We start from the raw sequence: 13,875 nt of genomic DNA, 5'->3' as shown, positions 1-13,875 counted from the left end.
TCAGATCCACCATCGACCTCATGAACCTGCTCTGGGTAATGCCAGCGAAGGGATTACACCGTCGCACCACCGGTGCTTGTCCGGTATTTACGCCACCCTTCGCGGGTGGCGTTTTTAGTTGGAGGAAGGGTATGTCACTACAAACTCGTTTGCGCGAATGGCTACCGCGCTTGCAAGTTCCTCCCGCATGGGGTATTGATCCTGTGCCTGCCGAGCATCGTCGGTTGCGCTGGTTCGACATCTTTGTGCTGTGGTCGAGTCTTGGTGTTGGGTTACTGGTGTTGGAAGCAGGAGCGTTGCTGGTGCCCGGCTTGAGTTTGCTGCAAGCATTACTGGCAATTCTGGTCGGGACAGCAATTGGCACCCTCTTGCTAGCGCTGGTTGGGATATTGGGAAGTGAGCACGGTATCCCCACGATGGTTCTGCTCCGCTCGGTGTTTGGAAAGCAAGGTTCTTACCTGGCAACGATCTTTAACGTTGTGCAACTGGTGGGCTGGACAGCCTTCGAGCTGTGGGTGATTGGCTTAGCTGCCGATCAGGTCGGGCAAGCCTTGTTTGGTGTGAGTAATCGTACTCTCTGGGTAGCAATCTTCGCGGTCTGGTGTACCCTGCTCGCTCTCGGTGGTCCCCTTGTCGTAGTGCGAGAATGGCTAGAGAAGTTTGGTATCTGGATTGTGTATGCGGTGACAATCTGGATGACGATCTATCTGTTTACCCATTACGACATCCTGGCGCTGTTGAGTCGGCCGGGGACAGGCGAGATGCCATTTTGGTTAGGTGTTGATCTGGTAGCGGCAATGCCTATCTCCTGGATACCGCTCGTAGCCGATTATAACCGGTTTGTCCGTCGCTCGAAGGATAGTTTCTGGGGGACATACCTTGGTTTTGCGCTGACTAATATCTGGTTTTATAGCCTTGGCGCACTCTTTTTGTTAACCGCAAATGTGAGTGAGCCAACCCCTGAACATCTCATCACGGCGATTATGGCGATGACGGGAGGCATCGTGGCGTTGGCGGTCATTCTGGTTGATGAGACCGACAATGCGTTTGCCGACATCTACTCGACAGCAATTTCGATCCAAAATGTCTTTCCGCAATTTAACCAGCGTCTCTTGATCATCCTTACCGGCGTCATCGGTTTTATCTTCGCAACCATCCTCACCATGAGCGAATACTTCAACTTTTTGCTGTTGATCGGTTCGCTATTCGTACCGCTCTTCGGCATCGTACTGGCAGATTATTTCGTGGTGCGTCGCTGGGGATTGGCCGAAGAAGCTGGTGAATGGCGGATTAGTGCTCTGGTCGCGTGGTTGGCGGGTATCTTGATCTATCAAGCGATTACGCAGTGGGCACCGCAAATCGGGGCTAGTATTCCCTGTTTTCTACTGACATTCTTGTTGTACACCGGTTTACGTCGGCTCTGGCAACAGCGGCTGGTGCGTGTCTCGCGTGAAGGATGACGAGTGGGAAGGACAGGGGCGGTTACCGAAGTTTTTGGTGAGCGAAGGTCAGAGCCTTCGTTCACCGGCCATCGCAAACCTCTCTGCAAGACAAATGACCTGATCGTTTACCGGTATTTACTAAGAGAAAGGAATGGCCGTGAAGACACGTTTTATTGCTCAGGCGGTCGTACTTATTGCACTGGGGGTGGCATTAGCGCCGTTTACCTCATTTCCGGTCGGTATCGCCCGTATCAATCCTACCCAACACTTCATTAATGTGATCGCTGCTGTGTTGTTGGGTCCGTGGTGGGCAACCGGTATTGCTGGTGTGATTGCCGTGTTGCGCATTTCGATGGGGGTTGGTACAGTCCTGGCCTTTCCAGGTGGGATGATCGGGGCGTTGCTGGCCGGTCTGGTCTTCCGTTTCACGCGCAATATCTATCTGGCCGCCCTGGGTGAGATTGTCGGTACCGGTATTATCGCTGCCCTCGTAAGTGGCCTATGGGTTGCGCCGGTCTTTATGCAAAAGTCAATGGCGCTGAGCCTGCTGATCGCTTCGTTTCTCGGTAGTACCATCGTCGGATCGGCAATTGGATTAATCGTTCTCAAAGCGCTTGAGCGTGCCGGTGTGGTTCGTCTTGTCGAGCAACGTGGGAGTGTCAATTGACCGGTAGTCAGATTGAAGTTCGCCGTTTCTCCTATCGCTATCCGCAGTTGGGATCGCAATGGGCGTTGCGCAACATCGAAGCGCAGATCAACGCTGGCGAGTATGTGTTGCTCTGTGGAGCGAGTGGCAGCGGTAAATCGACACTTGTGCGGGCACTCACTGGCCTTATTCCTCACGGGTACGATGGGGTTATTGAGGGTTCAATCGTGATTGACGGGGTTGATACCCGCAGCCGACCGCTCGCCGAGTGGTTGATGACGGTCGGTGTGGTGTTTCAGTCACCGCAGTGGCAACTCTTTAACAGCACCGTTACCCGTGAGCTGGCCTTTGGCTTAGAGAGTCTGGGTTGTCAACGACAAGTGATGCGGCAGCGGATTGATGCAGTCGCTGCTCAGCTTGGGATTGAGCATTTACTCGAACGCAACCCACAACAACTCTCTGCCGGTGAACAGCTTCTGGTTGCGTTAGGGACGGTGCTGGTGGTTGGTGCACGGATTATTGTGCTTGATGAACCGTTTGCCAATCTCGACGGTATGCATGTGGCCCAGGTGCAAGCGATCCTGCGCACACTCCATCAACAGGGCGTGACGATCATTGTGGCCGAGCATCGCCTTGGCCTGGTTGCTGCCGATGCTACTCGGATGATCGTCTTGCACGCAGGGCAGATTGCACTCGATGGACGACCCGCTGACGTTTTGGCTCACGATATTCGTCGATTCCATCTCGAACCACCGCTACCGACGCAGATCGGTCGCGTTTTGGGTCTTGATCCGCTGCCGCTTACGGTTGAAGCATTGCTGGCGCGAGTTGATCGGCAGCAGTTTATGGAAGTGTATCAGCCATCAGTTGTGACCCTTCAGCGGGGCAATGGCTCGCCCCTACTTCGCACACACCAGCTCACTTACGCTATCGGGCAACGGCAACTGCTCGATAGCATTGATTTGCAAGTACATGCAGGTGAGAGTGTAGCTATTGTTGGCGCTAATGGTGCTGGTAAAACCACGCTGATCAAACACTTCAACGGCCTCTACCGTCCACAACACGGTCGCGTGAACGTATTGGGTCGCGATACACGCACGACACCAGTTTCGGAACTAGCGCGATCAGTAGGAATGGTATTCCAACATCCTGATGATCAACTGTTTTGCGCTAGCGTGCGTGATGAGGTGGCAATTGGTGCCAGAGTGATGGGTGTCTTCGATCCGGCGCGGCTGAGAGATGTTTTGCAAGCACTTCAGCTTGAACCGCTTGCCGACCGGTCGCCCTTCGCGCTCAGCGCTGGCGAGAAACGGCGTCTGACGCTGGCTGCAGCAATGCTGATCGATCCGCCCATTCTGGTACTCGATGAACCAACCACCGGTCTCGATTGGCCTGCTCGCCAGACATTAGCAACGTATATTCGTGAACAGACTACCGCTGGCCGAACGATCGTGATGGTTACTCATGATCTGGATTTTGCCGGTATGGTGTCATCGCGCTGGTTGGTGATGGCTGGCGGACGATTGATTGCCGACGACTCTCCGCTCGCTATCGTCAGCGATCCGGCTTGTATCGCTACGGCTAAGCTGTTGTTGCCCGAACGTTACCGACTTGCATTGGCGTTGCAGAGCAGCGATTCAGCGTCAACGACGATGATCCGTCAGGATGAGGTACCGTATGCCGGCTCTGCAAATTGATCCACGAGCGAAAATGGTGATCGCGTTGATCTGGACGGTCGCGATGACGATGGTTGAGAGTATTGCGGCCCTGATCTTGGGCCTGATCCCGATCATTATCATCGTCTACTGGAGCAAACAACAGCAGGCGTTTGCGCGCTGGCTCCGGCTGGCTCTGCTGATGATTGCCGGTTGGGTAGTGATTGCCTTTCTCACTCTCGATTGGCGGATGGCAGTGCTGATTGGCTTGCGGATTCTAGTGCTGGCGGGGATCTTTTTCGTATTCCTGCGCACCACCTCACCGGAAGACTTGGGTGGCGCGTTGCAGCAGATGGGGGTTCCGTTTTCCATCACCTTCCTGCTCACCTCTTCCTTGCAGTATGTTGGCGTGATGGAACATCGCATTCGCCAGATTATCGACGCTCAACGGGCGAGGGGTATTCCGCTAGAGCCGGGGTGGCATGCGCTCCGTTTTTACCCGGCATTACTCGTTCCGCTTCTGGTGCAATCTTTAATGGCTGCCGAACATCTAGCGGCGGCAATGGAGGTACGTGGGTTCAGTCGATCAGGTCGTAGTCAACTGGTCACGTATCACTGGCGCTCTCGCGACACGCTGGCTGTTGGGGTCACGTTGCTGGCAGCGCTGTTGATCTGGTTTCAATGTTGAGTGAAAGGAGCATGACACAACATGTCAACGATGTGATATACTCTCTGACCTGATGAGCAGATAATCCCCGTGTTCATCTCGGATAGTGCTTCAGCACTAGATTACATAAAACGAGTTTTGTGCCATGTCGTGCACAGCAGCAACAGAGGCGATCAATGGGCTGATCGCGCTTGGTAGGGTTTGTTTGTGTTCGGGAAGTTCTGAGATGTTCTGGAGGTGACCATGGTGTACAGATGGCGTATTACGTGGACGATGCTACTGGTCGTGACAGTCATCATCTTTGCCGGATGTGGTGCGCAACAGTCGCAAGGGTTGCCAACAACCGTACCTGCAACAGAAGCGACGGCTGTTTCTCAACCAACTGTAGAACCAACCACGATACCGATGCCAACGGAAGTACCAACTGCAGCGCCAACATCTAAGGAGAAACAGAAACTCACGATTCTTTCCTGGCAGGCGGTGACGACGCTTAACCCGCATCTAGCAACTGGCGTCAAAGACTTTAACGGCGCCACTGTTATTCTCGAACCGCTGGCCCGCTACAATGAGAACGATGAGTTAGTACCATTTCTGGCGGCCGAGATACCAACAATAGAAAATGGTGGTATCGCGCCCGATGGTACCAGCATAACCTGGAAGATTAAACCGGGCTTGAAGTGGTCGGACGGCAGTGATTTTACGATTGATGACATTATCTTTACCTGGCGCTACTGTGCCGACGAAACAACCGGCTGTACCAACAAGACATCCTTTGACCCGATTGCCAACATCGAGAAGATTGACGAGACGACCTTCAAGATCACATGGAAGGAACCGAACCCCAATCCGTACATCTCCTTTGTTGGCTCGGCCGGGATGATCCTGCAACAGAAGCAATTCGCGAATTGCATTGGCTCGGTTGCGAATACCGATGCCGAATGCCAGGCAGCTAATTTGGCGCCGATAGGTACCAATGCCTGGAGGCTGAAAGAGTTTCGTCCGGGCGATACCGTGATCTACGAGCGCAACCCTTTCTATCGCGATGCCGATACGGTTTTCTTCGATGAAGTTGAGTTGAAAGGAGGAGGTGATGCAGCCTCGGCAGCGCGTGCGGTCTGCACCACAGGAGAAGGTGATTTTGCATTGAACTTACAGGTACCCAAAGCAGTTCTCGAACCGATTCTGAAAGATGGTACTTGCGATGTAATTGCCGGTGGCTCAACAGGAGGTGTAGAGCGGATTGTGATCAACTTTGCCAATCCCGATCCAGCATTAGGCGACAAGCGTAGTGAGCCTGATCAGCCACATCCATTCCTGACCGATCCAGTCGTGCGGAAGGCGATTGCACTAGCAATCGATCGCAAGGCCATTGCCGAACAGCTCTACGGCCCGACTGGCGCGCCTACCTGTAATTTGCTCGTAGTGCCAGCAAGTGCCAATTCGCCTAACACCACGTGCGAGCGCAATGTTGAGGAAGCAAAACGCCTGCTAGATGAGGCCGGTTGGGTGCTTAAGGGTTCCGTGCGTGAAAAGGATGGGGTGAAGTTAGTTGTTACGCTTCAGACCAGCATCAACACCTTACGCCAGAATACCCAGGCCATTATTAAATCAAACCTGGCAGAGATCGGGATTCAGACCTACCTTAAAGCTATCGATCCCGCTGTCTTTTTCAGTGGCGATCCAGGGAATCCTGACACCCTGAACAAATTTTACGCCGATCTGCAAATGTACACCTTCGGCCCAAGCTCGCCTGATCCGCAATCGTATCTGGAGGGTTGGATTTGCGCCGAAGTAACTTCATCGGCTAACCGCTGGAATGGAAATAACGTCAGCCGTTACTGCAATCCGGCCTACGACGAACTCTTTTACCAGTTGAAGAAGGAATTTGATCCACAGCGTCGTATGGAACTGGCGATTCAGATGAACGATCTGCTGGTCAACGACATTGTGGAAATACCGTTGATCAACCGGTATACACCGGCGGTCAAGCTAAAGAATCTGATCGGCCCAACGTTCAACACGTTTGACAGCAGTTTGTGGAACATCGCAACTTGGCGACGAATTCCGTAGCGGGGAGCCAGGGTAAGACGGGTTGAGCACCTGCCCGGTTGATACGGCGATTATGGACTGCTGAAGCCATGCTTCAGCAGTCTATCCTACACTTCGGCTCTCGTTCGGTATAGTAGGAACCGATCGGCTGGCGCATCAGCGCACCATCGTTACACCCAAGCCCCCGCGTGCGGGGGGAGACCGAGGCTAAGGCCTGGGTACGCGGGCCGCTGGCCCGCCTGGTGCGGAGGGCGGAGGGGTATTACCTGGGTTCGCGGACCACCGGCCCGCCTGGTGCAGAGGGCAAAACCATCGTCACCCCCTGGCCCCCGCGTGCGGGGGAGACCGAGGCTACGGCCTAGGTCCGCAGGCCACCGGCCCGCCTGGTGCGGGGGGACGAGGGGTATTACCTGGGTACGCGGGCCACCGGCCCGCCTGGTGCGGGGGGTGGGGGGTATGGCCTGGGTTCGCGGGCCACTGGCCCGCCTGGTGCGGGGGACGAGGGGTATTACCTGGGTCCGCCGGCCACCGGCCCGCCTGGTGCGGGGGACGAGGGGTATTACCTGGGTCCGCCGGCCACCGGCCCGCCTGGTGCGGGGGGTGGGGGGTATGGCCTGGGTTCGCGGGCCACTGGCCCGCCTGGTGCAGGGGCCTGGGTACGCGGGCCACTGGCCCGCCTGGTGCGAGGGGGCTTGGGTACGCGGGCCACCGGCCCGCCTGGTGCGGAACGTCTACTGACAGCGCGTTGGATTATTGGCCTGCTCAAATACCCGCTCAAACTCGGCAAGATACGCTGCGGCTAGGGTGGGGTCATCGATAATCAACAGGTTCTCGTCGTTCGTGCGCTCAGCACGGCTGGTGAAGTTGTACGAACCGGTAATCACAATCCGTTCATCAATCACGATCACCTTGTGGTGCATCGTATAGCAATTCCCATCGGGCAAGACATTCAAACCTGCGTCTCGCAACGGGCCGAATTCAGAACCAACACCCTCAGCGTTGCGTTTCTCGAAGACGCCGCGTACCGGAATACCGGCCTGGTGACGAGCAATCATCGCGCTGGCAATCTCGTCACTGGTGAATGAAAAGGCCATAAACACCACCGACCGGCGGGCATTGGCGATGAGTTCGACAATGCGGGTTGCCGGTCGTTCTCGTGGCGTGAAGTAGTTCTCAATCGTGGCCTGCGCAGTGGTGAGGCGTGAGAACGGTGTCGTAGCTTGCTTGCTGTTGCCAAACCGACCAGCCGACATCTCGGCAAACTCGACGCGATAGTTTTCAACGATTGCCGGTATCGTGATCCGCAGCAGATTGTTGTTGTTGCGATAGGTGTCGTTTATTGTCACATTCCACGAGCCAGTCCAGACAATGCGCTGATCGATAATGATAAACTTACTGTGTAAGAAGGCTGTTGTTTCTTCCCAGCTTATCGGGATACCTGCCGCTTCGATCATACCGGCGAATTTCGCATCAACCGGGTCTTTCAGACTTTCACGGTCGAGGGCCAGATGGACGCGCACACCGCGTCGGTGAGCGGCAACCAGCGCCTCGGCGACCGGCTGCAACGTGTATTCAAACGTTGCCAGTTCAATGCTCTGACGTGCATTGGCAATGTCGGTCAGAATATCGCGCAGAAATGGCGGCGTGACCCGATTGCGCGGTACATCCGGGTAGACCAGCGATGGAGTGGTAAAATAGACCGCGATCTCGCCGCTGGTATCAGGTTTGGACTGGGTTTCAATACCGAATATTGCCGGATCAAGACCAAAACGGCGCAGATCAATAATCCCGGCATTGATTAGATAGCCGAGGGCGAGCAGCAAAAACAGCAGAATGATCTGGGTGCGATTGAGCCTGAGCCGACGGGGTTGCGAAGGAGGCGACTTACGGGTCATACGTTTCTCGATAGGCGACGACCCAGATGGGCCAGTAGGCTAAGCGGTAATGCGGCCAGCCAGCGACGCGGGTATGGCGGTGTCGTTGTTGTCGGCGGTGGGTTGTCGCTGACAGGCGTTGCGGCCGCCTGTTCGACAGTACCACCCAAGACCGGTACAACTGACGATACCGGTACCATCTGTGCCAACAGATGTTCGGCGGTAGATACCGAACCATCGGCCTGTAGTGCAGCGCGCACTGCTTTCCGAATCGCCAGCGCTACCTCTTCGGCGCTGGATTCGTCATCAACTGTGCGCGTCAATTCAATGGCCCGTGCCGTTGCCCATTGCAACCACTGTCTGGCCTGTTCATCGTTCAGGCCAGCCGTCAATCGCTCATCCTCCTGTAAGGCCTCTACCGCCAGGCGTTGGATTGGTGTCAGCTCACGGCTCATACCCTTACCCGGTGTTACAAACGTGAACGTGGATCGAGTGCATCACGCAGCCCGTCACCGACAAAATTAATGCTGAGCACGGTAAGAAAGATCAGAGCGCCGGGGAAGAGGGCAAGCCACGGCGCAGCCTGCAAATACTGACTCCCGTCGGTCACTAATCGGCCCCACGTTGGTGTATCAGGCGGGAAGCCAACACCCAGGAACGACAGGGTTGACTCGGTAATGATCGCACTCCCGACTTCCAGAGTCGCGGCCACGATAATCGGGCCGATAGCGTTGGGCAGAATATGACGAAACATAATTGCCGGACGACTGACCCCCAGCGCAATCGCTGCCTCGACGAATTCCTTCTCTTTGAGTGAGAGAAAGGTCGCCCGCACAATGCGCGCCGTGCTCATCCAGGCCAGACTACCGATCACAGTCACGACAATCGTGAAGATACCGGCTTCAGGTGATCCTATCAATTGAATAACAGGGTCACGGAAGAGGTAGACCACCAACAGGGTCAGAGGAATGACCGGTAGCGACAAAAAAAGATCGGTAATGCGCATTAAAATCTGATCGATCACTCCACCGAAAAAGCCAGCCGTCGCACCGATAATCGTACCCAGTGAAATCGCAATTGCCATGGCAGTTAGACCAACCAGGAGCGACACCCGGCCACCGTACAGCGCACGCGCTAGCAAGTCGCGGCCAAGGTCATCGGTACCAAACGGATGGATTGCGCTTGGCCCTGACAGAATATTAAGAAAATCGAGATGATCAATCGCGGTCTGCAAATCAACCCGATCCTGGATGAAGGGTGAGCCAACAGCCTCTAATTCGGCGGCCAGCCTTGGTACATAAACATATGGCCCCACAAACGAGAACAAGGCCAATGTGAACAAGACAATGACGCCGATCATGGCCATCCGATGCTTGCGAAAACGCCGCCAGGCATCACTGAGCAGGGTACGCGGCTTAGGCGACAGCCGGCTCGTCATTTGTTGGGCGCGGGTACTTACTGACAACCCCACCGTGCTATTCATCTCTACTTCAGACATAGCATAACCCCTTCCGGTCGGTCAGCGTGTAATCTCTAGGAATAGCGTACTCGTGGATCGAGCACACCGTAAAGAATATCAGCGATCAGGTTGAACACCACCGTCAGAATGGCAAAGATAAAGGTCAGGGCCATCACGACTGGCGTATCGGAATTGTTGATCGAAGTGATCAGCAATGCCCCTAATCCGTTTACCCGGAAGAGATTCTCAGTAATAATCGCACCGGCAAAAATTGTCGGGATACCCAGCGCAATCAGGGTGACCACCGGTATCAGACTATTTCGTAACACGTGACGTAGCACAACCATCCGATCACTCAGACCTTTTGCCCGTGCCGTGCGCACATAATCGAGTGACAGATTATCAAGCATTGATGAGCGCATAAAGCGGGTGAGCGCAGCCGTCTGCTGTACAACTAGCACCGTCACTGGTAAGGTCATCTGGCGTACCTGCTGAGTAAAGGTTTCCCAATCAACAACCTGAAGCGTAGTGTTGTATACGATTGGAAACCAGCGCAAATTGATTGCAAATATCAGCATCAGGACCAGACCGGTAAAGAACGACGGTACTGAAAAACCGATGAACGCAAAAAAGGTGGCAACATTGTCAAAAATCGAATACTGCTTAACGGCTGAAATAATTCCTATCGGAATAGCGAGGAGCACGGCGATCAGATACGCCGTACCGACGACGGTTAGCGTTTGTGGCAATCGTTGCCAGATCAGGTCGATTACTGGGCCGCGAGTGCCAAATGAAAAGCCCCAGTCACCGCGCATTAACGAAATGAGCCAGCGCACGTAGCGCTCTGGCCAGGGTCGGTCAAGCCCAAATTGAATCCGGATTAGCTCGCGGGTTGATTCGGGAATTGCCGGGTTCAATGCGAATTGGGCAAGTGGGTCGCCAGGGGCAAGCGCAAGCACGGCAAAAATAACAAAGCTGATGATCAAGAGCGTTGGAATAGCAATCAAAATCCGTCGAATAATGTATTGCAACATAGTCGTTGCCCCTGTTTTATTTCATTCCAAAAGGCCGCCCTCACCTACCCCCCAGCCCCCCTTCCTCTCCCACGCTGCGGGAGAGGAAGGGGGGAGGCTACCTCACCTTCCCCCTAGCCCCCTTCCACTTCCACCAGGGAAGAGGAAGGGAGTAGGTTAGCGTAGTAGTGGCGATTCTGCGCCCGTGTCTTTCAACGATGCCAAGTTTACAACCCAGATCACCCCTCGCCCGCAGTGCGGGAGGGAGAGGTTAGCGTAGTAGTGACGATTCTGCGCCTACGTCTGTCTACGATGGCGCGTCCATCCCCCCAGATCACCCCTCGCCCGCAGTGCGAAAGGAGGCGGTTAGCGTAGTAGTGACGATTCTGCGTCTACGTCTGTCTACAATGGCGCGTCCATCCCCTCCAGATTACCCCTCGCCCGCAGTGCGGGAGAGGGGCCGGGGGTGAGGGTCGCCCTCACTGCTTCACTCGCCATCTGGCGTTCTGATGCGACGGGCAGGTGTGATGGTTGTCGGCGTCGCTCCCTCACCTTCCCCCCAAGCCCCTCTTACGCTTCCACCAGAGGCGAAGAAGTAGGGCGCTAAAGTGAGGGAACCGGTCCCTTCTCTATCTTCTCTCCTCCATTTCCGATTCCTAACATTCACGCACTGGAAGCAAAGGCGGGGAGCAGCAGGTATTTACCCGCTCCTCCCCGTCGGCAAACCGATTACGGCACGCGCCGCCAGGTTGCAATATTCCAAATGCTGCTGTCGAAGGTATTGAAGGTTGGGCCTTCAAGATTCTTCAGCTTCGCATTCGGCGTGCGGCGGTTGATCAGCGGGATCACGGCCACATCGTTGACCAGGAGGTCATTCATCTTGATTGCCAGCTCTTCCCGCTTCTTCAGATCAAGCTCCTTCTTCAACTGCTCGAAGAGCGCATCGTATTCGGGGTTGCAGTAGCGACCGTCGTTGTTGCCGTTCCACTGGTTCGCCGACGATGCGACTTCGGCGCAGATCCAACCTTGCAAGTATTGCTGAGGATCGATTGAAGACGGGCCGTTGGTGTACATTTGCAGGTCGGCGTAGAACTTGTTGAGTGTATCAGGATTACCCGGATCGCCACCGAAGAAGACCGCGGCGTCAATGGCCTTGTTGTTCACCTGAATCCCGATCTCGGCCAGGTTTGATTTGATAATTGCTTGCTCACCCTGGCGCAGCGTATTGATGCTGGTCTGGAAAGAGACAACCAACCGCACGCCGTTCTTCTCGCGTACCTGACCATTGAGCTTCCAGCCAGCCTCTTCCAGCAGGCGCTTGGCCTCTTCGACGTTACGTTCGCAGGTGGTGTTCGGCGAGTTGACGTTCGCCGGTACAACCAGAATATTGCACGTTGGTTCACCGGTCGGGCCGTAGAGCTGCTCGGCAATCGCCTTGCGGTCAATTGCTAGTGCGATCGCCTTCCGCACTGCCGGATCGGTCAGGAACGGATGCGGTTGATCAGGCTCGCTGCGCTTGTCACCCAGTGCCGGATCGGGGTTGGCAAAGTTGACCACAATCCGTTCGACACCGAACGAACCACCAGCGATGGCATCACATTTGCCACTGGCCAGGATTGGTTCGAGCACAGCCTTTGGAATCTGCAAGTTCCAGGCAAAATCAACTTCACCCGTCTCACAAACTGCACGAGCGGCTGAGGTGGCATCACCACCACCCTTGATCTCTACCTCGTCGAAGAAGACCTTATCGGCATCACGGAAGAAGGGGTTGCGCTCGTAGATAACCGTATCACCAGGGCGGAACTCCTTGAGCTTCCACGCATTAGTTCCGATCGGCGCCAGGTTCGCGGCCTGACACTCGGCGCTGGTGCTGGCAGCAGCACCGATGCAGTTACCGAACTGTTTCTTCTGCAAGATCATGCCGAGTGGCCCGACAAAGGAGATGTAGGGGTTGGCGTTCGGCTCCTTCCAAATAATCTTGAAAGTAGTGTCATCAATCTTTTCGATGTTGGCAATCGGATCGAACGCCGCCTTTGTAGTACAGGCTGTAGCCTCATCGGCGCAGTACTGCCAGGTAAAGATAATGTCGTCAATCGTAAAGTCACTGCCGTCCGACCACTTCAAGCCTGGCTTGAGCTTCCAGGTTACGCTGGTACCATCGGCAGCCACACCACCATTTTCCAGGGTCGGGATTTCGGCGGCGAGGAAGGGAACCAGCTCGTCTTTTTCGTTGTAGCGGGCCAGTGGTTCAAGAATAACCGTTGCCCCATCAAAGTCTTTGGTACCGGTTGCCAGGTGTGGGTTGAGCGTTGTGACCGCTTGCCAATAGAGGATGGTCAGTTTACCACCTTTCGCCGGCGCGGCTGTTGGCGCAGCGGTCGGCTGAGGGGCAGCGGTTGGCTGAGGGGCAGTAGTCGGCTGCGGCGCAGCAGTTGGCTGGGGGGCCGTCGTCGCTTGCGCTGCCGGAGCAGTGGTGGGCTGAGCCTGGGGCTGTTGCGTACCACAGGCGGCGAGGATCATTGCCACCATTGCCAGGAGGGTCATCCATACCCAAAATCGTTTGTGCGACACAGAAACCTCCTCTTTTTCAAAACGAACCATATATTTGTGAGCAATGTTGGCCGCAGCGACAACGACTAACTTGGTCGGCGATCATTAGCCAGAACCACAGAACATCTGTACGTGCATTTCGTTGTGCCGTGCCAACCTGTCACCAATGGTTTATGTGCCGACGGCAGGAGCATTGCTCTGAACTGTGGGTATGCCGAACAAGCGGTTGATCAACCTTCGATCAGTTCCGCTGTGCATTGCCGGGCACGACTGTCCATGACGCAACTCTATCGTCCTTGATATATCACCTTCACGCAGGTGCAGAGTGGTTGAACAGTACCACAGGGTTGGTGAGTTGTCAAGAAGGGGGAGGTCCCGATCCCGTGCTGCCCTCACCCCCGGCCCCTCTCCCGCGCTGCCCTCACCCCCGGCCCCTCTCCCGCGCTGCCCTCACCCCCGGCCCCTCTCCCGCAGCGCGGGAGAGGGGAGATTTGAGTCGTGACCTTTTTGTCGTGACTTC

General features: G+C 55.4%; 10 protein-coding genes. 5 read left to right on the top strand and 5 right to left on the bottom strand.

The features are described 5' to 3' along the window. The 5 genes from cytX to JE47_RS0116690 form a co-directional block, all read left to right on the top strand. The coding region (cytX, locus tag JE47_RS0116710; RefSeq protein ID WP_236631273.1) for a putative hydroxymethylpyrimidine transporter CytX at positions 1 to 1,460 on the top strand (1,460 nt) is incomplete at its 5' end. Positions 1,461 to 1,593: 133 nt separating this feature from the next. Next, positions 1,594 to 2,109 carry an energy coupling factor transporter S component ThiW gene (thiW, locus tag JE47_RS22265; RefSeq protein ID WP_031460850.1) on the top strand — a complete coding sequence of 172 codons (516 nt, stop codon included), beginning with the start codon at positions 1,594 to 1,596 and terminating at the stop codon, positions 2,107 to 2,109. After that, positions 2,106 to 3,785, top strand: a complete 1,680-nt coding sequence (locus JE47_RS0116700) for an ABC transporter ATP-binding protein (RefSeq protein WP_031460849.1) — start codon at positions 2,106 to 2,108, stop codon at positions 3,783 to 3,785. Before thiW ends, JE47_RS0116700 begins: the two co-directional genes overlap by 4 nt. Beyond that, positions 3,766 to 4,431, top strand: a complete 666-nt coding sequence (locus tag JE47_RS0116695) for an energy-coupling factor transporter transmembrane component T family protein (protein WP_031460848.1) — start codon at positions 3,766 to 3,768, stop codon at positions 4,429 to 4,431. Before JE47_RS0116700 ends, JE47_RS0116695 begins: the two co-directional genes overlap by 20 nt. Before the next feature lie 222 nt (positions 4,432 to 4,653). Beyond that, entirely contained in the window at positions 4,654 to 6,480 is a 1,827-nt protein-coding gene (locus tag JE47_RS0116690) for a peptide ABC transporter substrate-binding protein (protein ID WP_031460847.1), read from the top strand. A 710-nt stretch (positions 6,481 to 7,190) separates the two neighbouring features. On the opposite strand, the gene JE47_RS0116680 is transcribed toward JE47_RS0116690, so the two are convergent. The 5 genes from JE47_RS0116680 to JE47_RS0116660 all read right to left on the bottom strand — a co-directional run bounded on the left by JE47_RS0116680 (position 7,191) and on the right by JE47_RS0116660 (position 13,349). Further along, positions 7,191 to 8,354: a phospholipase D-like domain-containing protein gene (locus JE47_RS0116680; RefSeq protein WP_031460845.1), complete on the bottom strand. Its 1,164-nt coding sequence runs from the start codon at positions 8,352 to 8,354 to the stop codon at positions 7,191 to 7,193. Continuing rightward, entirely contained in the window at positions 8,351 to 8,788 is a 438-nt protein-coding gene (locus tag JE47_RS0116675) for a hypothetical protein (protein ID WP_031460844.1), read from the bottom strand. The genes JE47_RS0116680 and JE47_RS0116675 overlap by 4 nt, the downstream gene beginning before the upstream one ends. A gap of 14 nt (positions 8,789 to 8,802) precedes the next feature. Next, on the bottom strand, positions 8,803 to 9,831 hold the full coding sequence (locus tag JE47_RS0116670) for an ABC transporter permease (RefSeq protein WP_031460843.1): 1,029 nt from the start codon (positions 9,829 to 9,831) through the stop codon (positions 8,803 to 8,805). 35 nt (positions 9,832 to 9,866) lie between these two features. Continuing rightward, positions 9,867 to 10,826, bottom strand: coding sequence for an ABC transporter permease (locus JE47_RS0116665; protein ID WP_031460842.1), 960 nt, complete (start codon positions 10,824 to 10,826; stop codon positions 9,867 to 9,869). Between the two features lie 708 nt (positions 10,827 to 11,534). Further along, entirely contained in the window at positions 11,535 to 13,349 is a 1,815-nt protein-coding gene (locus JE47_RS0116660) for a peptide ABC transporter substrate-binding protein (RefSeq protein WP_035419764.1), read from the bottom strand. Positions 13,350 to 13,875 lie beyond the last annotated feature (526 nt).

It is taken from the genome of Chloroflexus sp. MS-G (assembly GCF_000735195.1).
In the GTDB taxonomy this organism is placed as follows: Bacteria; Chloroflexota; Chloroflexia; order Chloroflexales; family Chloroflexaceae; genus Chloroflexus.
The sequence above is the reverse complement of the archived record's forward strand: the minus strand, read 5'-3'. Positions and strand labels throughout refer to the sequence as shown.